The 23451-nt window shown below is 68.8% G+C and carries 16 protein-coding genes; 8 read left to right on the forward strand and 8 right to left on the reverse strand.

Annotated elements, in window-relative coordinates:
• The first annotated feature begins 14 nt into the window (after positions 1-14).
• The 4 genes from ACNUDN_RS02270 to ACNUDN_RS02285 all read left to right on the forward strand — a co-directional run bounded on the left by ACNUDN_RS02270 (position 15) and on the right by ACNUDN_RS02285 (position 4012).
• A complete protein-coding gene (locus ACNUDN_RS02270) occupies positions 15-950 on the forward strand; it encodes an alpha/beta hydrolase (protein WP_419120433.1) in 936 nt (311 codons plus the stop codon).
• Positions 947-1675 carry an SDR family NAD(P)-dependent oxidoreductase gene (locus ACNUDN_RS02275; RefSeq protein WP_419120434.1) on the forward strand — a complete coding sequence of 243 codons (729 nt, stop codon included), beginning with the start codon at positions 947-949 and terminating at the stop codon, positions 1673-1675. Before ACNUDN_RS02270 ends, ACNUDN_RS02275 begins: the two co-directional genes overlap by 4 nt.
• Positions 1676-1783: 108 nt before the next feature.
• Positions 1784-3250 (forward strand): flavin-containing monooxygenase, encoded by a 1467-nt coding sequence (locus tag ACNUDN_RS02280; RefSeq protein ID WP_419120435.1) that lies wholly within the window; start codon positions 1784-1786, stop codon positions 3248-3250.
• A gap of 24 nt (positions 3251-3274) precedes the next feature.
• A complete protein-coding gene (locus ACNUDN_RS02285) occupies positions 3275-4012 on the forward strand; it encodes a gamma-glutamyl-gamma-aminobutyrate hydrolase family protein (protein WP_419120436.1) in 738 nt (245 codons plus the stop codon).
• Between the two features lies 1 nt (position 4013).
• Here the strand turns inward: ACNUDN_RS02285 and ACNUDN_RS02290 are convergent, their stop codons facing one another.
• The 8 genes from ACNUDN_RS02290 to ACNUDN_RS02325 form a co-directional block, all read right to left on the reverse strand.
• Positions 4014-6122, reverse strand: a complete 2109-nt coding sequence (locus ACNUDN_RS02290; protein WP_419120437.1) for a xanthine dehydrogenase family protein molybdopterin-binding subunit — start codon at positions 6120-6122, stop codon at positions 4014-4016.
• Positions 6119-7111, reverse strand: a complete 993-nt coding sequence (locus ACNUDN_RS02295; protein WP_419120438.1) for an FAD binding domain-containing protein — start codon at positions 7109-7111, stop codon at positions 6119-6121. The genes ACNUDN_RS02290 and ACNUDN_RS02295 overlap by 4 nt, the downstream gene beginning before the upstream one ends.
• Positions 7108-7629: a 2Fe-2S iron-sulfur cluster-binding protein gene (locus ACNUDN_RS02300; RefSeq protein ID WP_419120439.1), complete on the reverse strand. Its 522-nt coding sequence runs from the start codon at positions 7627-7629 to the stop codon at positions 7108-7110. Before ACNUDN_RS02300 ends, ACNUDN_RS02295 begins: the two co-directional genes overlap by 4 nt.
• A gap of 36 nt (positions 7630-7665) precedes the next feature.
• The gene (locus ACNUDN_RS02305; protein WP_419120440.1) at positions 7666-8901 is read right to left on the reverse strand and encodes a YibE/F family protein; all 1236 of its coding nucleotides are present in this window, start codon (positions 8899-8901) and stop codon (positions 7666-7668) included.
• A gap of 25 nt (positions 8902-8926) precedes the next feature.
• Entirely contained in the window at positions 8927-10204 is a 1278-nt protein-coding gene (locus tag ACNUDN_RS02310; RefSeq protein WP_419120441.1) for a pyridoxal phosphate-dependent aminotransferase, read from the reverse strand.
• Positions 10205-10319: 115 nt separating this feature from the next.
• Complete coding sequence (locus ACNUDN_RS02315) at positions 10320-13415, reverse strand: heterodisulfide reductase-related iron-sulfur binding cluster (RefSeq protein ID WP_419120442.1); 3096 nt, start codon at positions 13413-13415, stop codon at positions 10320-10322.
• A 155-nt stretch (positions 13416-13570) separates the two neighbouring features.
• The gene (gene iniR / locus ACNUDN_RS02320; RefSeq protein ID WP_419120443.1) at positions 13571-16093 is read right to left on the reverse strand and encodes an isoniazid response ATPase/transcriptional regulator IniR; all 2523 of its coding nucleotides are present in this window, start codon (positions 16091-16093) and stop codon (positions 13571-13573) included.
• 8 nt (positions 16094-16101) lie between these two features.
• A complete protein-coding gene (locus ACNUDN_RS02325; RefSeq protein WP_419120444.1) occupies positions 16102-17952 on the reverse strand; it encodes an Hsp70 family protein in 1851 nt (616 codons plus the stop codon).
• 218 nt (positions 17953-18170) lie between these two features.
• Here ACNUDN_RS02325 and ACNUDN_RS02330 point away from each other — a divergent pair, with 218 nt between their 5' ends.
• The 4 genes from ACNUDN_RS02330 to ACNUDN_RS02345 all read left to right on the forward strand — a co-directional run bounded on the left by ACNUDN_RS02330 (position 18171) and on the right by ACNUDN_RS02345 (position 23434).
• The gene (locus ACNUDN_RS02330; RefSeq protein ID WP_419120445.1) at positions 18171-18680 is read left to right on the forward strand and encodes an Rv0340 family IniB-related protein; all 510 of its coding nucleotides are present in this window, start codon (positions 18171-18173) and stop codon (positions 18678-18680) included.
• Positions 18681-18953: 273 nt separating this feature from the next.
• Positions 18954-19985 carry an IniB N-terminal domain-containing protein gene (locus ACNUDN_RS02335; protein ID WP_419120446.1) on the forward strand — a complete coding sequence of 344 codons (1032 nt, stop codon included), beginning with the start codon at positions 18954-18956 and terminating at the stop codon, positions 19983-19985.
• A gap of 92 nt (positions 19986-20077) precedes the next feature.
• Positions 20078-21886 (forward strand): isoniazid-induced dynamin-like GTPase IniA, encoded by a 1809-nt coding sequence (gene iniA / locus ACNUDN_RS02340; protein WP_419120447.1) that lies wholly within the window; start codon positions 20078-20080, stop codon positions 21884-21886.
• Between the two features lie 51 nt (positions 21887-21937).
• On the forward strand, positions 21938-23434 hold the full coding sequence (locus ACNUDN_RS02345; RefSeq protein WP_419124981.1) for a dynamin family protein: 1497 nt from the start codon (positions 21938-21940) through the stop codon (positions 23432-23434).
• Positions 23435-23451: the final 17 nt, after the last annotated feature.

Here is a 23451-nt window from a genome sequence, read left to right on the forward strand (position 1 = left end):
TCGAAGGAGTTACGTTGCCGATCGATCCCATCGCCCAGAAGATGCTCGACGATGCCAAGAAGTCCGGGCGCCCCAACGCCCATCTGCTTCCGGTGTCGACAGCCCGCCAGAACTTCGAGGACACCTTCGCAGCGCTGACGAAGCCACCCATCCACCGGCTTCGCGATGTGGCGATCCCGACCCGCGACGGCCAGACCATTCCTGGACGGCTGTACCTGCCCACCGCCGACATCGCCGCACTGCCGTTGACGGTGTACTACCACGGCGGTGGTTGGCTGTTGGGCAGCATCGACTCCCACGACGTGGCGACGCGCCTGCTGGCCAAGGCGTCGGGCAGCGCGGTGCTGTCGGTCGGATACCGTCGCGGACCGGAGTTCCGCTTCCCCACCGCGGTTGACGACGCCGTCGACGCCCTCACCTGGGCGGCCGAGACCGGTTCGGGTCTCGGTGTCGACACCAGCCGACTGGCAGTCGCCGGCGACAGTGCCGGCGGCAACCTCGCCGGCGCCGTCGCACTGCACGCCCGCGATACCGGCGCGCCGGCACTGCGCCATCAACTCCTGGTGTACCCGGTCACCACGACGGACCTGGTGCGCGGCTTCGACGACGAGTACCAGGCCGTGATGCTGGAACGCGACGAGATGCAGTGGCACCAGGACAACTATCTACCCGGCCCCGACGCCGCCGCGGATCCCAGGGTCAGCATCCTGGGCGCCGATCTCGCCGGTGTCGCCCCCGCCACGGTGATCCTCGCCGAATGCGATCCGATTCGGCCGCAGGGCGAGCTGTACGCCGAGGCGCTCACCGCTGCCGGGGTGCCGACGACGACGCACCTGAGTCCGGGCATGGTGCACGGATTCTTCGGTCTCACCGAAGTGTTTCCTACCGCCGACGACGCGATGGACTTCGCCGGTAAACGGCTCGCCGAGGCTCTGGCGGTGCCTCAGTGACTCGTACCGCCTTGGTGACCGGCGCCGGCGGGGGCATCGGTGCGGCAACGGTGGCGCGCCTGGTAGCCGACGGTGTCCGTGTCGTCGCCACCGATGTCGTCGCGAGCGTCCCCGGGTTGCCGGCCGAAGTCAGATACGTTCGCCACAACCTGGTCGACGGCGACCCGCAGGACCTACTGCGAGCTCTGCCCGGCGACGCACTCGACTACCTGGTGAACGCGGCGGGGGTGGCGTTCTTCGACCGCGACGGGTCGACTCTGGACGTCGAGGAATCGGTGTGGGAGCTGACCCTGGGGGTCAATCTGCACGGGACGCGACGACTCACGGTCGCCGCGGTGCCCTATCTGCGGGCCGGCCGAGGCAAGAGCATCGTGAACGTGGCCAGCATCGCCGGTCTGCGGAACATGGATTCACCGTTGGATGCCTACCAGGTGAGCAAGGCTGCGGTGGTGTCACTCACCCGCACCCTGGCGCTGCAACTCGGGCCTGAAGGCATCCGTGCCAACACCGTGTGCCCCGGTGCGGTACTCACCCCGATGATCGAACCGCTCTATCGGTTCGACCCGGCCCGACGGACCGACATGGAACAACGAACACCGTTGGGCCGCATCGGGCTTCCCGATGACATCGCCAATGCCATCCGCTTCCTGTTGTCTGAGGAGGCCTCCTTTATCACCGGCACCGACCTTGTCGTCGACGGTGGCTGGATCGCCCAGACCAAGTAGTCGGCCGTAGCCATCGGCTATTGACACCGACCTTATAGGTCTAAATACTCGACCTATAAGACTTATCTGCTTTTGCCCACTCGGGCACGAACGAGGAGAACAGCGCCGATGACCGCAACCGTCCAGAGCCCACGCGTGGCGATCATCGGTGCCGGCTTCAGCGGTCTGGCAGCGGCGATCGCTCTGCGCCGTCGAGGTATCGAGAACTTCGTCATCTTCGAACAGTCCGAGGGGATCGGCGGCACCTGGTGGTTCAACCGCTATCCGGGTGCGGAGGTCGACTTGGAGTCCCATGTGTACTCGTTCTCCTTCGCGCGCAGCGACTGGACCCGTACCCACGTGGGCTGGCAGGAACTGCAGCAGTACCTCGAGCGGGTCGCGCGCGACTGGGACCTGCCGAGGCGGATCAGGTTCAACGAGAAGGTCGTCGATGTGCGCTGGTCCGATGAGGAGCACACCCACACTGTCTCCACGTCCTCTGGTTCCAACCATGGACAATTCACCGCTGTCATCAGCGCCGTTGGATTCCTCAACATCCCTGTCATCCCACCATTCGCCCGTGGTGACAACGAGTTTCAGGGTGCAATGTGCCACACCTCAACCTGGATCGACGGCCTTGACCTCACCGGCAAGTCTGTCGGCATTCTCGGCACCGGATCCTCAGCGGTACAGGTGGTCACCGAGGCCGAGAAGGTCGCCCGTGACGTGACCATTTTCCAGCTCGAACCCAACTGGGTGGTGCCCAAGAACAGTCGAGACTTCACGCCGCGGGAGCGGCGGCTCAACAAACTGCGGGCGGTCTACTCATGGCGGCGGTGGGCGCTCTATCTGGACTACGACCGCAGACAACTGCGGTCCAGTCACGCCCGCAGCACCGGTCGGTTCAACCGCAGCCGGCATCAGATCGCACTGGACTTCATGCGACGGGAACTCGCCGACCGTCCTGACATCCTCGAAAAAGTTACGCCGACAATTCCTTTCGAGGGCAGACGGACGGTGTGTAGTGACACCTACTACGCGGCGCTGCGCAGCCCGAAGGTCTCCCTCGTCCCACATGCCGTCAAAGGGCTCACCCGCACCGGTGCCGTCGATGCCAACGGTGACGAGCATGACCTCGACGTCATCGTCCTGGCCACCGGCTTCGACGCGGCGAACTACCTGGGCAACTATCAGGTGTACGGGCAGGGTGGCCAAGAATTGCACAGCGCTTGGCGCGGCGAGCCTGAAGCCTTCCTCGGGATGATGGTGCCCGGGTTCCCAAACTTCTTCATCATGTACGGCCCCAACACCAACTCGGTTCCCCTCGTGCACTTCTACGAGGCACAGGCAGACTTCGCAGCGGCACTGATCAACCGTGCCGCGCGAACCGGAAGCCGGGTTATCGACGTGCGCCGGGCGGCGTTCGTCATCTACAACGACTGGTTGCAGGCACAGCTCGCCAAGACGGTGTGGGCCAAGACGGACAACTACTTCCGTGCCGGAACCGGGAAAGTCGTATCGCAGTGGCCGTTCGGCGCGACGCCGTACATCCTGGCGACCAAACTACTTCGCAGGATCGCGGTCCGACTGAGCTGACACAGACTCCGACGAGAGGACCCCATGGCCGCCAAGCCGCTCATCGCCGTCACCCTCAACGCCCGGGAGCTCGACCGGATGGTGCACTGGCGCAACATGTTCAACGGATTGCAAACTGTCGGAGCGATTCCGATGGCCGTCGAGTGCGGCAGCTCGATCCTTGACATCGATCACACGGTCGGGACCGTGGACGGTCTGATCCTCAGCGGAGGTGGCGATGTGGATCCCCGTCGGTGGGGAGGGCCGACCGATGACCCGACTTTGAGCTGGGTGAACCCGGTCCGCGACGAGAACGAGATCGCGGCGTTCGAAGCCGCCTGGCGGCACGACCTGCCCACTCTGGCGATCTGCCGCGGCGCCCAGCTCGTCACGGCTGCCCGCGGGGGTGTCCTCTACACCGATCTGCCACGTGATCTCGGCTCGCCGATCGCGCACCGACTGGGGGAGGAGGCGCTGCTCAGCACCGCGCATGACGTGGAGCTTGTCGACGGCAGCCGGATCGCGCAGTGGACGCAAGCCGGCTCCCGGATGCAGGTCAACAGCCAGCACCACCAGGGGGTACGTCGGCTCGCGGAGGGCTTCATCGCCGCCGCGCACGCCCCCGACGGTCTGGTGGAAGCCTTCGAATCCGTGGACCACCCGGTCACCGCGGTGCAATGGCATCCCGAGGTCAACTGGGCCGGCTGCGAATACTCCTATCGCATTCTGGAGGGCTTTGTCGCGTCCTGCCGGCACCGGATGGCGCCGGCCGACGCCGCCTGATTCAGGGTGCGCCCAATCCGGCCAGCACTTTGTCCACCGTGACCGGCAGATCCCGCACTCGGACCCCGGTCGCGTTGTAGACCGCGTTGACCACCGCCGCGGCCGAACCGACGATGCCGATCTCCCCGGCGCCGCGAGACCCCATCGGGTTGAAGTGCTCCTCGACCTCGTCGAGCCAGATCGCGTCGATATCCTGCACGTCGGCGTGTGCGCTGAAGTGATAGGTCGCCAGGTCCTGAGTGACGACGTGCCCGAAGCGGGAATCGCGCACGCTCTCCTCGTGCAGCGCCATCGACAGTCCCATCGTCATACCGCCGATCAGCTGGGACCGCAGGGTACGGGTGTTGATGGCCCGCCCCACCGAGAACACGCCCAACATGCGGGGCACCCGCACCTCGCCGGTGTCCCGATTGACATGGGCCTCGACGAAATGCGCTCCGAAGGACTGCACGGTGAACGCGTCCGCGTCCGGATTGTCGGGTGCCTCGGCAGTGGTGGAAGCGCCGACGGCAGGGGGGTCGCCGTGATCACGGCGGAACTGGCGCGCCGCCGCGACGATCGGCGAACCCCAGGACGTGATACCCGATGACCCACCCGCCACCGAAGCCGACGGGAGATCGCTGTCGCCGATACGCAGGTCGACCGCTGCCAGTTCACACGCCAGCGCGTCCGCGGCGATCTGAGCCAGCGTGGTCCAGGTCCCGGTCCCGATGTCGGCCGCGCCGATGTGCACCTCGTAACGACCCTCGGCGGCATAGGTGATGCGGGCCGCGTTACCCGGCATCGCCATTCCCGGATAGGTCGCCGACGCCACTCCCATCCCGGTGAACCAGTCACCGACACAGCTGGCGGCCGGCCGCGCGTTGCGGGAAGCCCAGCCGAATCGTTCGGCTCCCAGCCGCAGGCACTCCACCAGATGTCTTGCTGACCAGGGATTTCCGGTTTCCGGGTCCACCGCAGGATCGTTACGGATCCGCAGCTCGATCGGGTCGATACCCGCCGCTGCGGCGAGTTCGTCCATTGCGACCTCGGCGGCGTAGGTGCCCGGGCACTCGCCCGGGGCCCGCATCCAGAACGGCACCGCGACATCCAGCGCGGCCAGCCGGTGCGACGTCCTGCGGTTGGCTCCGGCGTACATCTTGCGGGACGTGACCGCGGTCTGCTCGGCGAATTCCTTCACCGCAGAGGTCTGTTCGACGACATCGTGCACGATCGCGGTGAGCCGGCCATCTTCGCCGCAGCCCAGGCGCACCCGCTGGATGGTGGGGGTGCGGTAGCCGACGAGGGAGAACATCTGCTGGCGGGTCAACGCCAGCTTGACCGGACGCCCGCCGGCACGCAGGGCGGCCATCAGCGCCAGCACATTGTGGGCGTGCGGAGCACCCTTGGAGCCGAAGCCGCCGCCGACGTTCGGTGCCAGGACCCGGACCTGGCCGGGTTCGAGCCCGAACAGCGGTGCCAGCGTCTTGCGTGCGACATGCACGCCCTGGGTGGAGTCGAACAGCGTGACCGCGACCCCGCCGTCCCGGGCGGTCCACTGTGCGATGCACGCGTGGGGCTCCATGGGATTGTTGTGCTCGATGGGTGTGGTGTAGGTCCGGTCCACGGTGTACCGCGCGCCGGCCAACGCCGTGTCGACGTCGCCGTCGTCGGTGTCCGGCGGGTACGACGGGTTCACCGACTCGGGCGTGTAGAGGCCCGGATGGTCGGCACGCAGCTCCACGTCATGCGGCTCGGCGAGGTATTCCACACGGACCAGGGCCGCTGCCTCACGGGCGATCTCGGCATTCGCGGCCACCACGCCGCCGATGATCTGGCCGCGGAAATGCACCCGCGTGTCCTGCAGGATGGCCAGTTCGCCGTCGGAGGTATCGGCCAGTTCGGGCGCGTCGAACACCGTGAGGACGTCGTGGGTGCCGGTCAGGTCGTGCGCGGCGCCGACGTCCATCGCGACGACCCGGCCACGGGCGATCGTGGCCTGGATCGGGTGGAGGTACACCGGCTCGTCGGTGCGGTGTTCGAAGGCGTAGGGGGCGGTGCCGGTGACCTTGGCGCGGCCGTCGCGGCGCGCGACCGATGCGCCGATGGCGCGTGGTTCGAGAAGGGTCATCGGGTGCCCCGTTCGGTCAGCATGCGCAGCTGCGCGATCAGCGTTCGGCGGGTCAGTTCCACCTTGAACTCGTTGCCCGGCAACGGCTCGGCACCCGACAGCTCGGCCTTGGCCGCTTCTGCGAAGGTGTCCGGGGTGGCGGTTGCCCCGGCCAGCAACCGCTCGGCGTGACGGGCCCGCCACGGCTTGTGCGCGATCCCACCGAGCGCGATGCGCGCGGTGGCGATGGCTTCGCCGACGAAGCTGAGTTCGGCGGCCACCGATACCAGCGCAAACGCATAGGATGCCCGGTCACGGACCTTGCGGTAGTCGGAGAGCGCGCCCGTCGGGGGAGCGGGCAGTTCCACCGCGGTGATCAATTCGCCGTGCCGAAGCACGGTGTCGCGCTGGGGTTCGTCGCCCGGAAGCCGATGGAAATCCGTCATCGGGACCGAGCGCGCACCGTCGACCCCTTCGACCAGTACCCGGGCGTCCAATGCGGCCATGGCCACCGCCATGTCGGAGGGGTGGGCCGCGACGCAGTGCGTCGAGGCGCCGAGGATCGCGTGATAGCGGACATAGCCGCCGATCGCCGAGCAGCCGCTGCCGGGGTCGCGCTTGTTGCACGGTGTGGTGACGTTTTGGAAGTAGACACATCGAGTGCGCTGCAACAGGTTTCCGGCCGTTGTCGCCGCGTTGCGCAACTGGCCCGACGCGCCGGAGAGCAGCGCCCGCGACAGCATGGGGTAGCGCGACCGGATCACCGGGTGCGCGGCCAGATCGCTGTTGCGCACGTTGGCGCCGATGCGTATCCCGCCCTGCTCGGTCTCCTCGACCTCGTCGAGTGCGAGTCGACTGACATCGACGAGCAGAGTCGGTTGGGCCACACCGAGTTTCATGTGATCCACGAGATTGGTGCCGCCGGCGAGATAGGCCGCGTCGGGACTCCCGGCGAGGGTCGCGACGGCGTCGTCCGGGCTGGTGGCGAGGTGGTATCGGAACGGTTTCATGACGCGGCCGCCTTGCTGATCGCGGCGACGATGTTCGGATACGCGGCGCACCGGCACAGGTTGCCGCTCATCCGCTCCCTGATCTCGTCGGCGGTGAGCTCCGGCGAGGCCTCCAGGTCGTCGCTGACCACACTCGGTGCGCCCGCTTTCACTTCGTCGATCATTCCGATCGCCGAACAGATCTGGCCCGGGGTGCAGTAGCCGCACTGGAACGCGTCTTCGTCGTGGAAGGCCTGCGCCACCGGATGTAGATCGTCGGCGGTGCCGAGTCCGGCAGCGGTGGTGATGCGTGCCCCGTCGGCGGCGACGGCGAACGTCAGGCAGCTGGTGACCCGGCGGCCCTCGACGAGGATGGTGCACGATCCGCACTGTCCGTGGTCGCACCCTTTCTTCGGGGCGGTGACCCCGAGTTTCTCGCGCAGGGCGTCCAGCAGGGTGAGGCGGTGATCGACGGTCAGCGCGTGCCGGTGGCCGTCCACCTCCAAGGTCACGTCCGAGGTGTGCTGGGGCTCACTCACCGCCGCCGAGTACCCGGGGCACCCTGCGCCAAACGTTCAGCGCCGATCGCGGTTCGGCGTGGCCAACACGGCCGCGATGCCGGTGGTCAGCGGCACCGACAGGGCCAAAGCGATACCCCCGACCGCGGAGCGGGCGATCTCGATGGCCACGCTCTCGCTGGTGAGCACATCGCCCAGGGAGCGGTTGGCGACGCTGAACAGCAACAGCAGCGGCAACGCACTGCCCGCGTAGGCCAGCACCAGGGTGTAGACGGTGGAGGCGATGTGGTCGCGGCCGACCCGCATCGCACCGACGAAGATCTCCCGACGTCCGGCCCCATCGCCGAGTGCGGCGAGTTCGAACGCGGTGGACGCCTGGGTGACCGTCACATCGTTGAGCACGCCGAGCGAACCGATGATGAAGCCGGCCAGCAAGAGGCCGGTGATCGACACGTTGCCCATATAGGCAGCGACCTGGTTGTTCTGGTCTTCAGACAGTCCGGTCAGATGCGTCAGTTCGATTGCCGCCCAGGACAACACCGCCGCCAACAGCATAGAGGCCAGGGTTCCGAGCAGCGCGGCGCTGGTGCGCAGGCTGACACCGTGGGCGAGGTAGATCACCGCGTAGAGGATCACCGAGGAGGCGACCAGGGATACCGGAACGGCGGGCGCGCCGTCGCGTAGCGCCGGCAGCAGGAACACCACGAGCACACCGAAGGCGATCACGATGCCGATTAGCGCGCGGAACCCCCGCCAGCGGGCCACCGCGACGACGACCACAGCGAACACGGCGGCCAATGCGGTCAGTGGCCACGTGCGTTCGTAGTCGTAGAACGCGTAGGTGGTGATACCGGTGTCGTCGACCTGTCTGCTCAGACGGATGTCGTCGCCGACGGCCAGGACAGGTTGACCGGGACCGCCGCTGAACTCGAGCAGGGTGTTGGCCCCCCGGTTGGGCCCGGAGTCGATGGCCACCAGCGTGTGCACACATCCGGCGTTCTGCCCGTCGGCCGGGATCGGGGGCGCAGTCAGCACCGCGCCCGCCGACGGACTGCCGCACACCGCGGCGCTGGTGGACTCCACGTGCCCGACCTCGGTCGTGACGGCCCCGCCCGCGGCGTTCTGGAAGGGCAACGGGATGTCGGCCTTGTCGCCGCTGGGCCACAGCAGGGCGGCACCGATGAGGACCGCGACACCGGTGACCACGAGCAGGCCGACGACGATCCGTGCCGCCAGCGGTCCCAGCGGGGACGGACCGCTCAGTGAGTGCGAGTGCGGGTGTGAGTGCGCCACCCGCACAGGGTAGAGGCCCTCGGCCTCACTGCCGGTAGCTGACCAGGAAGTTGCCCAACCGCTCGATGGCGTTGGCCAGGTCACGCGCCCACGGCAGCGTCACGATACGCAGGTGATCCGGTGTGGGCCAGTTGAATCCGGTCCCCTGGGTGACCAGGATCTTCTCCTGCAGCAGCAGGTCGAGGACCAACTGCTCGTCGTCGGCGACGTCATACACCTCGGGGTCGAGCCGCGGGAAGGCGTACAGCGCACCCCGAGGCTTCACGCACGACACACCGGGGATCTCGTTGAGCCTCTCCCACGCGACATCGCGCTGCTCGAGCAGACGGCCACCGGGCAGGACCAGGTCCTCGATGCTCTGATGACCGCCAAGTGCAACCTGAATCGCATGTTGGGCAGGCACATTCGGGCACAGCCGCATGTTGGCCAACAGGCTGATGCCCTCGATGAAACTGCTCGCGTGCTCCTTGGGACCGGTGATCACCAACCAGCCCGAGCGGTAACCCGCGACGCGGTAAGCCTTCGACAGCCCGTTGAACGTCAGCGTGAGCAGATCCGGGGCCAGGGTGGCCAGGCTGATGTGCTCGGCGTCGTCGTAGAGGATCTTGTCGTAGATTTCGTCGGCCAGCAGCAGCAGCTGATGCTTGCGCGCGAGCTCGACCATCTGCTGGAGGATCTCGCGGCTGTACACCGCGCCGGTGGGGTTGTTCGGGTTGATCACCACCAGCGCCTTGGTGCGCTCGGTGATCTTGGACTCCAGGTCGGCGATGTCGGGGTTCCAGCCCTGGGTCTCGTCGCACAAGTAGTGCACCGGGGTGCCGCCGGCCAGCGCGGTCGACGCCGTCCACAGCGGGTAGTCCGGTGCCGGGATCAGTACCTGGTCACCGTTGTCGAGCAGAGCCTGCAGTGTCATCGTGATCAGCTCGGAGACACCGTTGCCGAGGAACACGTCCTCGATGTCGAAGCGCGGGAAGCCGTCGACGAGCTCGTAGCGGGTGAAGACCGCACGTCGGGCGCTGACGATCCCCTTGGAGTCGGAGTAGCCCTGCGCGTAGGGCAGCGCGGCGATGATGTCGCGCATGATCACGTCGGGGGCCTCGAACCCGAACGGGGCAGGGTTGCCGATGTTGAGCTTCAGGATCCGGTGGCCCTCGGCCTCCAGGCGGGAGGCGTGCTCGTGGATCGGGCCGCGGATCTCGTAGAGAACGTCCTGCAGCTTGCTCGACTGGGTGAACTCACGCTGGCGCCCATGCTGGCCACTTCCCGTGTGCCACGACGCCTGATGGGTACTCACGAAACTCATGATCGCACCGTCGTCCACCGAAATATGAATCGAGAGTGCGCCCAGGGTCGTTGCTGGGCGATCACAACGACCGTGAACGCACTCTCGACGCGAGCGTTCGGAGCCTTCGGAGCTGTCAGCGCCGTCCGGGCCGGCGGGCACCAGGGGCGATGCCCAGACCCTTGACCTCGGGCTCGGGCTTGGACGGCGTCAGACCCCGGTCGGAGTCGGCGGTGTCGGCCGCTTCGGTCCCGGCGACGGCCTGGTCCGGGTCGACATTCGGCGGCTGGACGACGGTACCGGCGCCCTCGTTCGGCAACTCAGGCTCGGCAGGCGTCGCGGCAGGCACCGGCTTGGCCGGCGTCTTCTTCGCGCCGGGGCGGCGGGCGCCTGCGGCGAGTCCCAGCCCCTTGACCTCGGGCTCGGGCTTGGCCGGTGTGTCGGCAGGCGCCTCGGTTTGCGCCTCGGCAGGAGCGGACGCCTGCGCGGGGGCTGCCGCAGGGGCGGCCTTTTTCTTGGCGCCGGGGCGCTTGGCTCCACCCGCGATGCCGAGGCCCTTGACCTCGGGCTCGGGCTTGGCCGGTGTGTCGGCAGGCGCCTCGGTTTGCGCCTCGGCAGGAGCGGACGCCTGCGCGGGGGCTGCCGCAGGGGCGGCCTTTTTCTTGGCGCCGGGGCGCTTGGCTCCGCCGGCGATGCCGAGGCCCTTCGCGGGCGCGGGCGCAGCCGGAGCCGACGTGTCCTCGGTGGTACCTGCTGCGGTCTTCTTGGCGCCCGGGCGCTTGGCCCCGCCCGCCAGACCGAGGCCGGTCACCGGCTTGGATGCGGTGTCGGTTGCGGCTTCTGCGGGTGCTTCGGCTTCCTCGCGGGTCTCCTCGACGGCCTCCTCGCGGGCCTCCTCGACCTCGGCGGGCGCCTGTGCCGCGAGCCGGGCCGCGCGCTCCTCGGCCTCCTTGGCGGCGGTGCCCTTCTCGGGCAGCGTGAACGTGCTCTTGTCCAGCGACCCGAGTAGCAGCTGCGCGACGTCGAGGACCTCGACCTTCTCGATGTCGCGGGTGGCCGACACATCGTCGACGCCGTCGGTCATCATCACCCGGCAGAACGGGCAGCCGGTCGCGATCGCCGACGCCCCGGTGTCCACGGCCTCCTCGGAGCGCTCGACGTTGACGCGCTTGCCGATGTGTTCTTCCATCCACATCCGCGCCCCGCCGGCACCGCAGCACAGGCCGCGGTCGGCGTGCCGTGGCATCTCGGTCAGCTTCGCGCCGGACGCCCCGATCAGCTCACGCGGCGCCGAGTACTCCTTGTTGTGCCGGCCCAGGTAGCACGGGTCGTGGTAGGTGATCTCCTGGCCCGCCGGGCTGCCGTCCCCGGTCACCGACGTGACCGGAACCAGCTTCTTGTCCCGGACCAGCCGGTTGAGCAACTGGGTGTGGTGCAGCACCGTGTAGTTGCCGTTGAGCTGCGGGTATTCGCGGCCCAGGGTGTTGAAGCAGTGCGGGCAGGTGACCACGACCTTGCGGTCGACCCGCTCCACACCTTCGAACAGCCCGTTGAGGGTTTCCACGTTCTGGGCGGCGAGCTGCTGGAACAGGAACTCGTTGCCCGAGCGTCGGGCCGAGTCGCCGTTGCAGGTTTCGCCCTCGCCGAGCACCAGGAACTTCACCCCGGCGGCGGAGAGCAGCTCGGCGACGGCCTTCGTGGTCTTCTTGGCACGGTCCTCGTAGGCGCCGGCGCAGCCGACCCAGAACAGGTACTCGAACCCGTCGAACGACTCCACGTCCTGGCCGTAGACCGGCACGTCGAAGTCGACCTCGTCGATCCAGTTGGTGCGGTCCTTGGAGTTCTGACCCCAGGGGTTGCCCTTGGTCTCCAGGTTCTTAAACAGCACGCCGAGCTCGCCGGGAAACTCGGACTCCATCATCACCTGGTAGCGGCGCATGTCGACGATGTGGTCGATGTGCTCGATGTCCACCGGGCACTGCTCGACACAGGCGCCGCAGGTGGTGCACGACCACAGCACGTCCGGGTCGATCACACCGGCCTGCTCCAGGGTTCCCACCAGCGGACGGGTGGCCTGCAGCGGGGAGTCCGCCGGAATCCGCTCGAAGCCGGATTCGGGTACATGGTCGTGCGAGTGCTTCTCGTCGCGCTTTTCACCGCCGAGTTCCTCACCGAGCCCACCCTGGGGGGTGTTCTCCAGCGGGCTCTCCTTGCCGTCGAGGAAGTACGGCGCCTTCGCGAACATGTGGTCGCGCAGGTTCATGATCACGAGCTTGGGGGACAGCGGCTTGCCGGTGTTCCAGGCGGGGCATTGCGACTGACAACGGCCGCATTCGGTGCAGGTGGTGAAGTCGAGGTAGCCCTTCCAGGTGAAGTCCTCGATCTTCCCGCGGCCCAGCACGGCGTCCTCGGCGGGATCCTCGAAGTCGACGATCTCGCCCTTGGACTCCACCGGCAGCAGCGGGCCCAGGCCGTCGGGCAGCCGCTTGAACGTGACGTTGATCGGCGCCAGGCCGATGTGCAGGTGCTTGGAGTGCAGCACGATCAGCAGGAAGACCAGCATGATCGCGATGTGGGCGAGCAGCGCGAACGTCTCGATCCACTCATTGGCGGTGTGCCCGAGCGGGCGCATGATCCAGCCCATGAACTGCGAAAAGAACGCGCCGTTGCCGTAGGGCAGGTTGCCGACGACGGCGGCCGCGCCACGGACCAGCGCGTAGGTCCAGATGACGTTGAAGATCATGAACAGGATCAGCCAGGCGCCGCCGGTGTGGCTACCGTAGAAGCGTGAGTCGCGGCCGTGCTTCTTAGGCTCGCGCACGATCCGGATGATCGCGAAGGTGATGATGCCGGCCAGCACCGCGACGGCGAAGAAGTCCTGGAGGAATCCCAGCGCATCCCAGCGGCCGATCAGCGGGATGTGGAAGTCGTGGTCGACGAGCAGCCCGAAGGCTTCCAGGTAGACGGTCGCCAGGACAAAGAAGCCCCACATGGTGAAGAAGTGGGCGATGCCGGGGATCGACCAGCGCAGTAGCCGGGTTTGCCCGAACACTTCTTCGAACTGGGTGGTGATGCGCTTCTGTAGGTGGTCTTTGCGGTTGTTGCCCTCGCTGAGCGGTTGGCCGGAGCGGATCAACGTGGTCAGCCAGAGGACGCGCTTGACGGCGAACACGCCGACGACGGCGATCATCAGGACCCCGACGATGATCCTGATCAACATCTGCGTATCCACGCGGGCCTCCGGTTTTCGCGTTACCCGTGGGTAACTTACAGTATGTTACTGGTCAGTAACTTTAGCTCGGTGCCTGCTCATAGTGACATCCGCCGCGGAAAGGCCGCTACAAAGGCTGGCCTAACTCGTGGCTGGAACGTCCGGTCAGGCGCGGATCAGTCCATCAGCGCGCGCAGCATGGACAACAACTCCGAGCGCGATTCGGCGCCCAGTCGGCGGCGGATCCGGGCCACGTGATGTTCGACGGTCTTGGCCGAAATGAACAGTTGAGCGCCGATGTCGCGGTACGGCAGACCCTGCAGCAGGAGTTCGGCGACCTCGCGTTCGCGGTCGGAGAGCCGGGCCGTGGTGGGGCGGGCGGAGGCTGTCACGGCCACCGGTGCGTTACCGCCGTCCGGGGCGTCGGACACGGTGTCACCCGTCGACGTGTGTTTGAGATCACGGGCCAGCTGCAGCATTGCCTGCGACGCGCGCGGGTCGGATGTCTGCAGCGCCGCCTGCCCGGCCAGCCGAGTGGCATCCCAGGTGTGGCCGAACTGGGCGAGGGCACGCGCCGCGGCCGCCACCTCCTCGACTTCCACCTGATCGGCCAGCACCTTCAACCAGGTCCGGCCGGCGGCGGCCAGCGCCCGCGCGAACGACGACTGTGGCGCAGCCGCGGTGAGTGCCTGCCCATGCGGGGCCACCGAGTCCGGCGAATTGGCCAGGATCCCGGCGTGCACCCCGGCCCAGTGCAGGGGAACGGCCCACAGCACCGGATCGCCCAGTCGGTGCAGCAGCGCGAACGCCTCGTCGAGCGCGTGTCGTACCCGATCGACCTGCCGCATCCGGGCGGCGGCGATCCACAGCTCACCGAGGGGCAGCATGCTGAACACGTCGACCGAGTACTCCGCGAGCACCTCCATTGCGGAGTACCAGTGCTTCTGCATGGCGCCGCTGTCGCCACTGCGGCGGGCGACGGCGGTCCGCAGCGCGGCCGCCCACAGCGCGTCGCGCCGGTGCGCCACCTGCCCGTCATCGGGCCGGACGGCCGCGACCGCAGCCTGTAGGTGGCCGTCCTGCATCAACGCCCAGCCCTGCAGCAGCCGGTGACGCAGTGTGGCGAACGCGGCATCGGCGGGCTCGTGGCGGCCGTCGGTGTGCACGGCGCGGCCCACCACACTGCGCGCCCGCACCGCGTCGCCACCGTGTAACGCGGTCAGGGCCACCAGGGCGGTCGGGGTGTCGGGCAGGGTCATGGCCAGACCCAGATCGGAGCCCAGCGACTGGCTGAGCCGGGCCACGGCGGTCGGGTACGGCCGATCCAGCGTCATGAGCAGGCCCTCGGTGAGGCCGGCTGCCGCGCGCGCCGTCGAGGTCGGCGGCCCCGAGGGCGGGGCCTGCACAGTCGACCGCGCCGCCGGGGCGTCACCCGCTGCCAACGCCGCAATCGTCGCCGCGGCGCCCAGCACGGCGTCGGGGACCGGACCGAGCCAGCCGAACAGCGCGTGCGCCTGCGCCGCGGCGCCGTCGTGCAGTGCGATGCTGGCCGCGATGCGCACCGCCGCGCTGCGCTCGTCGGGATCCGAGGACGTCAGCAGCTCGTCGGCGAGCCGGGCCGCCGTCGTGCAGTCGCCGGTCAGGGCGAGTGCGTCGGCCAGCTGCGCTGTCGATGTGGTGGCCCCGGCCTCGGCTGCGGCGCGATAGAGGCGCGCGGTGCGGGCCGGACGGTCCCGGGTGTGCTCGGCCAGCTCGGTCAGGGCGGTGGCCAGGCGCTGGTCCCGCAGTCCGTGCTCGGCCAGGCGCAGCGCCAGATCGCTTGTGAGAGTGGATAATTCAAGTTGCGAAGCGAGTACCGCCAGCTCGATCTCGTGATGTCGGGCAGCGCCGACGATCTGGGCCACTGCATCGTGGACGATGCGCTGGAACAACGGAGGGTATGACGGCTCGACGAGTCCGCAGGCCCGGGCCTGGTCGACCGACGCCAGCGCTTGCTCGGAGGGCAGCCGCAGCGCCGCGCCCACGTCGTCGGGGCCGAGGTCGAAGCTCAGCGATGACACGACGAGGGTGTCGAGCAACCGCTCGTCGTAGCCGCGCAGCCGCTCGATCAGCCCGAAACGCGCCGCCTGCGCCATCGCTTGCCCGACGGCCGTCCCTCCTTCGGCGGCCGCCGACAGGGCGGGCCGCACCAGGAAGGGCAACCCGGCCGTCGCCGTCATCAAGGCCCGCACCAACTCCGGGGAGGCCGGAACCCCCAAGGTGGCGGCCGCGATCCTGCTGAGCTCCACCGGCGCCAGCGGACCCAGCACCACGGCGGGCCGCTCGCGCTCGAGCGCGGTCAACAACTCGCGCAGCGACCGACGGTGAGCCAGCGGTCGGGTCGCGACCACCAAGGTTGCGCCGGGATCGGTCACCAGCTGGGTCAGCCGGGCCAGTTCGGTGTCGTCGAGCAGATGGCTGTCGTCGACGACGATCGCGGCGTCGGCGGGGTCGTCGGGTCCGCGGGAGCGGCTCAGCACCGGTCGGCCGGCCCGGCGCAGCGCCGAGCGCACCGCGGCCAGCACGGTGGACTTGCCGGTGCCCACACCACCTGCGACGACGAGCTTCACCACCCCCTGCGGGTCCGCGTCGACGTCCGCGACGACGTCGCGTGCCGCCGGCGGGAGATCCGAGAGCCGTAGCGCCGCCGGACTGGTCATCAGCGCAATCAGGCGCCGGCTTCAGGAACGATGACCGTGGTCACGACCGGGTCGGGTGGATCCACGGTAGGTGGCGGCTGCACCGTCGTGGGCGGTGTCGTGGGCGGTGGCGTCGTCGTCGGCGGGGGCTGGGTGGTGGTCGGCTGGGTGGTGGTCGGCTGGGTGGTGGTGGTCCTGGTCGTGGTGGTGGTCGGGCTGGTCGTGGTGGTCGTCGTGGTCGTGGTGGTGGGCGACGTCGTCTCGGTCGTGGTCACCGGCGTCGTCGGGGCGGGCGACGGTGGTGGCGGAGGCGGCTGGCTCACCGTGGTCGTGGCCACGCCGTCGGGACCGACCGTCACCGTCGTGACCGGTGGAGGCAGCTCCGGCACTGTCTCCGACGGCACCGGGGCGGTCTCGGTGACGGTGCCGCTTTCGCCGGGTGAACTCGTCAACGTCACCGCCAGACCACCGGCGGCCAGCAGTGCCGCCGCGGCTGCCACCCCGAACAGCACAGGCGGGCGCTTGTACCAGGGCAGCGGGGCGACTTCGTCGTCGAAGGGCTCGTCCGGACGGGCGAAATCGACCGCGGGACGAGCCGCGGTTCCGCCGGGGTCCGGATACGTCCCGGCAGAGGTGTAGTCCTCGCCGGTGTAGGGCAACGGATCGGCCGCCCCGGGCGCGTCGTCCTGCGACCATGCCAGCGCGCGGAACGTCGCCGACGGGGCTCCGTCTCCGGCGGACTCGGTGGCGGCCAATCCGGCGGCGCCGGCCGCCCAGGCGGCATGGCCCATGGCGGTCGGCGCGTCGGCTGCCGGGGCCATCCCGGTCGGCGCGTCGGCGGCCAGGCTCTGGTTGGCGACCAGCGCCGCGCCCGCGGCGACATTGAGAGCCGGCTGGGGGGTGGTGATCACGGGTGCGCGCAGTCGCTCCGACAGGCGCTGGGTCACCAGCGGGATCGCTGCGCCGCCGCCGACCGTGGCGACCGCCGAGATGTCTCCGGCGGCGATGCCGTTGCGCTGCAAGGCATCCTCGATCGCCGACAGTAGGCCGGTCAGCGGTTCGGAGATCAGCTGTTCCAGCTCGGGTCTGGTCACCCGGACGTCGGACTGGAAGCCGGGCAGCTCGACGGCAACGGCGGTGGCCGTCTCACCGGAAAGCCGTTCCTTGGCGGCGCGGCAGTTGTCGCGCAGCCGGGCCAGCGGACCGACTGCGGCGGTGCCTGCGGTGCCGGCCGGGTCGGCGGTCTCGGCCGATGCGATCCCGGACAGCACGTGATCGAGCAGTGCCTGGTCGATCCCCTCACCCGAGAACTCCGGATAGCGGACGGTCTGCCCGATCGTGGCGGCGCCGGAGCCGGCGTCGGCCAGCGTGACGCTCGATCCGCTGCCGCCGAGGTCGACCAGCACGATGACCCCCTGTGCCGGTAGTCCCGGTGCCACCCGCAGCGCGGCCAGCGCGGCCGTCGCGTCGGGGATCAGGGCCGGCGGGACGCCACCGGGGGACAGCCGGGGTTCTCCCCGCAGCGCTCCGCGCAGGGCGCCCACCGTGCCCGGCCCCCAGTGCGCGGGAACCGCGACGGCGATCGGGGCGCCGCCGTCGACCAGGCGCGCCATCGCATCCAGGGCGCGCGCCAGGGACTGCTCGCCGCGATGTGCCGAACCGTCGGCAGCCACCACGGGGACCGGGTCGCCGACACGCTCGACGAAACCGTCGAGGACGAGTTGGGGCTCGGTGAAGCCGGCGATCTCGGCCGGTGCGCCCACTTCGGGTGCCCGGTCGGCGTAGAGGTTGAGAATGGATCGCCGGGTCACCGGCGGGTGACCCACACGGGCCGCGACCAGGTTGGTCATCCCGATCGACAACCCCAGGGGTTCGGTCATGTCAGCTCTTTCCTGTCTGGACCGGTCCCCACCTTAGCGGCCTGCATGCGGTCTGCCCCGGAACTGCCCCTAATGTCGCAGATCCCCTAATGGCATGGCCCCTAACAGCGGTCTGCCGGTCCTCGGTCGGTCACCGGTCCCACACGCCGATGACACGCCTAGCATCGTCAGCGACAGTAGACGGCACGCGCAGACGACGGCGGGACGAGGGTGGGGCCATGGCGAACGCATTGCTGGATTTTGTGATGTCGTTGGTGCGTGACCCCGAGGCTGCCGCCCGCTATGCCGCCGACCCCGCCGGAGCCCTCGCCGATGCCGATCTGACCGGCGTGACCGGTGCTGATGTGCAGAACCTCATCCCGGTGGTGGCCGAGTCGCTGTCGATGGTCGCCCCCGTCCACGGCTTGGACGCCTTCGATCCGGAACCGGCGGGCAACGTATGGGCAAGTGGAGCGGCCACCGCGGCGTTCGACGCGTTCGATGATGTCGACGGGGGCCACCCGGGCGTGTCCGTGCCTGCGGTGATCGATCCCGGCGATCTGGTCGGGGTGCCGGCCGCGGGGCTGGATGACGCGATGGACCTTGCCGTCGACGTGGCGAGCGATCCGGCAGCGGATGTGTTCGCCGCACAGTCCGATCCGCTGGACGCCTGGTCGCAGGCCGCCGACTTCGGCCCGCCGAATGAGGACCCGCCGAATGGCGGGGTGGGGTTCGACCCGTTCGACTGACCCCGCCACCACGCCGCAGTCCGCGCCAGAACCCGCAGGGATCGAGAGATCCGTGCGGGTTTTCTGCTGTCCGGTCCTCGTCGCCACCGCCCGCACGACATCCCCGAGCGTGCCCCTAATCCCCTAAGGAATGCCCACCACCACCCCTAGGGGTGCCCGTTCGGGGATAGGACCGAACCCCGTTTCCGGGGTCGATGCCGGTCCATAATCTGGTCTCCAGATCGCCGGGACACCGCCGGCGAACACCGAGAGACACATCCGGAAAGGCACGCCATGAACACCCTGATCGACTTCATCCTCGACCTGTTCCGCAGCCCGGCGTCGGCGGCATCGTTCGTCATGGACCCGGACGGGGCACTGCGCGACGCCGGCCTGCCGAACGTGACCGCGGCGCAGTTGGCCTCGGTGGCCGCCACCGCCGCCCCGGCCGGTTACGCACTCGGCGGCGGCGACCCGATCGTCGGCCTGCAGCGCGCGGTCGCCGACCACCACCAGCTCGCATCCAACTTCGCCTCGCCGTTCTCCCCGCAGACGTCGTGGGCCCCGACGTTCGCCCCGGAGACCAACACCGATCTGCTCAGCGGCAACAATGTGCCGGTGGCCAGCCCGGTGCAGGATGCCGGCGCCAACGCCCAGAACGGCGCGTTCAACCTGGGCTTCGGTGACATCACCTTCGGGAACAAGACGAGCAACACCGCCACCGACGGCGGGGTCGTGGTCGGCGGGAACAACGACGGTGACATCGTCAGCGGCGACGGTGCCGTGCTCGGCGACGGCAACACCATGAACAACGGCGACATCCTCGCCGGCTCCGGCTCCAACGTCGTGGTCGGCAAGGACAACGCGGTGGAGGACAACTCCAAGACCGCCGGCGGTGACCTGATCACCGACAACAAGGCACCGGTGCTCAACGATGTCAACACCGGTGGCGGCAACGGCGGCGGCGCCGACGGTGGAGGCAGCCTGATCGGCATCGGCGGCGGCAACGCGGTCGGTGGATCCGGCGGCAATGGAGGCGGCATCATCATCACCGACAACAGCGTCAACACCGGCACCCAGATCGACGGCGACGTGGGCAGCAGGAACGTCGAGGACAACTCGGTCGACAGCACGGTCAAGACCGATCTGTCCACGTCGACGAAGACCTCGGTGGAGGACAACTCGTCGAGCTTCGAGTCCAACATCGGTTCGGGCAACCAGACCGACCTGTTCTCGGGCAACGTCACCGGCATCGACACCGGCATCGCCTTCGACACCGACGTGGCCTCGAACAACGACACCTCGGCGGCTCTGGACGCGTTCTGATCCGACCGCCACGCGACACCGGCGGGAACCGGCATGGTTCCCGCCGGTTCGCGCGCCTACCGTGAAGCGACGTCACAACCTGAGGGGCCACCATGACGCAGCCGGCCAACACGGCGATCGGCGAGCTGATCGACCACGTCAGCACCATCGCGCGTGCCCAGCAACGCGGTGATCTGGCTGATCGGCTGGGCCGTGCCGCGACGCGCCTCGGGGACCCGCAGATCCGGGTGGTGATCGCCGGTCAGCTCAAACAAGGCAAAAGCCAACTGCTCAATTCGCTGCTGAACATGCCCGTCGCGCGGGTCGGCGACGACGAGTCGACCGTCCTGCCCACGGTGGTGTCCTACGGCGAGGAGGCGTCGGCGCGGTTGGTCGTGGCCCGACCCCACGGGCAGGAGCCCGAAGTCGTGACGATCCCGACGGCCGATCTGCGCAACGATCTGCGCCGGGCCCCCCAGGCCGGCGGCCGCGAAGTGCTCCGGGTCGAGGTGAACGCGCCCAGCCCGCTGCTCAAAGGCGGTCTGGCGTTCATCGACACCCCCGGAGTCGGCGGCCACGGCCAGCCGCATCTGTCGGCGACGCTGGGGTTGCTGCCCGACGCCGACGCGCTGCTGATGATCAGCGACACCAGTCAGGAGTTCACCGAACCGGAGATGACGTTCATCCGGCAGGCCCTGGAGATCTGCCCCGTCGCGCTGATCGTGGGCACCAAGACCGACCTCTACCCGCACTGGCGCGAGGTGATCGAGGCCAACCGGGCACATCTGCGACGCGCCGGCGTCACCGCCGCGCTGGTCCCGGTGTCCTCGACACTGCGCAGCCATGCCGTGGCCCTCAACGACAAAGAGCTCAACGAGGAATCCAACTTTCCCACAATCGTGAAATTTCTCTCCGAGGAAGTCCTTGCCCGCCAACGGGATCGGGTGCGCGACCAGGTGCTCGGCGAGGTGCGCTCGGCGGCCGAACATCTGAAATTGGCGGTGGAGTCCGAACTCTCGGCTCTCAACGACCCCGGCGCCCGCGAGCAGCTGACCGCCGACCTGGAACGCCGCAAGCGGGAAGCCCAGGATGCGCTGCAGCACACCGCGCTCTGGCAGCAGGTGCTCACCGACGGCATCTCCGACCTGACCGCCGATGTGGACCATGATCTACGACACCGGTTCCGCAACATCACGTTCCACACCGAGCGGGTCATCGACAGCTGCGATCCCACCCAGAACTGGGCCGCGATCGGCGCCGAACTCGAAGATGCGGTCGCTACCGCGGTGGGCGACAACTTCGTGTGGGCGTTTCAACGCGCCGAGGCGCTGGCCGCCGAGGTGGCGCGCACCTTCCGGGAGGCCGGGCTGGAAGCGGTGCGGATGCCGACCATCGACGCCCGTGAGATGGGTGCGGACTTCGGTGAGTTCAGGTCGCTCACCCAACTGGAGGCCAAACCGCTGAAGTTCGGGCACAAGGTTGTCGTCGGTATGCGGGGCTCCTACGGCGGGGTGCTGATGTTCGGCATGCTCACCTCCTTCGCCGGACTGGGCATGTTCAATCCGCTCTCGCTCGGCGCCGGATTCGTGCTGGGGCGCAAGGCCTACAAGGAGGACATGGAGAACCGGATGCTGCGGGTGCGCAGCGAGGCCAAGGCCGGCGTGCGGCGGTTCGTCGACGACGTGGCCTTCGTCGTCGGCAAGGAATCCCGCGACCGGCTCAAGGGGATCCAGCGTCAGCTGCGCGACCACTACCGGGAGATCGCCGACCAGACCACCCGGTCGCTCAACGAGTCGCTGCAGGCTGCCCTCGCCGCGGCGAAACTGGAGGAGACCGAACGCCATACCCGGGTCCGGGAACTGGAGCGTCAGCTCGGCATTCTCCGGCAGGTCCTCGACCATACGCAGAGGCTGGCCTCCTGACGTCACTAAGCTCGAACGGTCAACCGACCGTGCGATCCGAGACGGGGAACTCTGAGCACCAGCGAGCGGGTGCGGGCCATCCTGGCCGGCACCATCGGGGCCTATCGGGCCGATCCCGCATACCGGGCGCGCCCCGACGTGCACGCCGAACTGGAGCGGATCGGGCGCCGTCTCAACGAGCCGATGCGCATCGCCCTGGCCGGGACGCTCAAGGCCGGCAAGTCCACGCTGGTCAACGCGTTGGTCGGGGATGAGATCGCACCCACCGACGCCACCGAGGCGACGCGCATCGTGACCTGGTTCCGACACGGTCCAACCCCGAAGGTGACGGCCAATCACCGCGGAGGACGGCGTTCCAACGTCCCGATCACGCGCGACCGCAGCACCGGCGGACGAGGTCTGAGCTTCGACTTCGCCCGACTGGATCCCGACGATGTGATCGACCTCGACGTCGAGTGGCCTGCCACCGAACTCGTCGACGCGACGATCATCGACACGCCCGGTACGTCCTCACTGTCGCAGGATGCCTCGGCCCGCACGCTGCGGCTGCTGGTGCCCGAAGACGGCGTCCCCCGCGTCGACGCGGTGGTGTTCCTGCTGCGCACCCTCAATGCCGCCGACATCGCTCTGCTCAAGCAGATCGGTCAGCTGGTCGGAGGCTCCGCGGGTGCTCTCGGCGTGATCGGTGTGGCATCGCGGGCCGACGAGATCGGGGCCGGCCGGATCGACGCGATGATGTCCGCCGCCGACGTCGCGCAACGTTTCACCGCCGAGATGGAGCGCACCGGGATCTGCCAGGCCGTGGTGCCGGTGTCCGGTCTGCTGGCGCTCACCGCACGGACGCTGCGCCAGAGCGAGTACGTGGCGCTCAAGAAGCTCTCCGGGCTCGAGCCGGCCGAGCTGGCGAAGGCGATGCTCTCGGTCGACCGTTTTGCGCGCGAGGACCCGGCGCTGCCGGTCGGGGCGGACACCCGCGCCGCGCTGTTGGACCGGTTCGGGATGTTCGGCATCCGGATCGCGATCGCCGTGCTGCGCGCCGGGGTCGACGATGCGGTGGCACTGGCCGACGAACTGCTCGAGCGCAGCGGCCTGCCGGCCCTGCGCGCGGTGATCGACCAGCAGTTCGCCCAGCGCTCGGACCTGCTCAAGGCGCACACCGCGTTGTTGTCGCTGCGCCAGTTCGTGACTCGCAACCCGGTCTACGCGACCCCGCAGATCCTGGTCGACATCGAACCGCTGCTCGCCGACACCCACGCGTTCGAAGAGCTGCGGCTGCTCAGCCAGTTGCGGTCCCGGTCGACCACGCTCACCGACGACGAGATGATGTCGCTGCGCCGCGTGATCGGGGGCTCGGGTACCGACGCCGCGAGCCGGCTGGGCTTGTCGGCCGGCAGCCTCGACGACGGACCCCGGGCCGCGTTCGCGGCGGCTCAGCGATGGCGCCGACGTGCCGAGCACCCGCTCAACGACCCCTTCACCGCCAGGGCGTGCCGCGCGGCGGTGCGGAGCGCCGAGGCGCTGGTGGTGGAATATTCGCGAAACCGGTGACCGGCCCGGGGTGGCCT

Source organism: Mycobacterium sp. smrl_JER01 (genome assembly GCF_048513595.2).
GTDB lineage: Bacteria > Actinomycetota > Actinomycetes > Mycobacteriales > Mycobacteriaceae > Mycobacterium.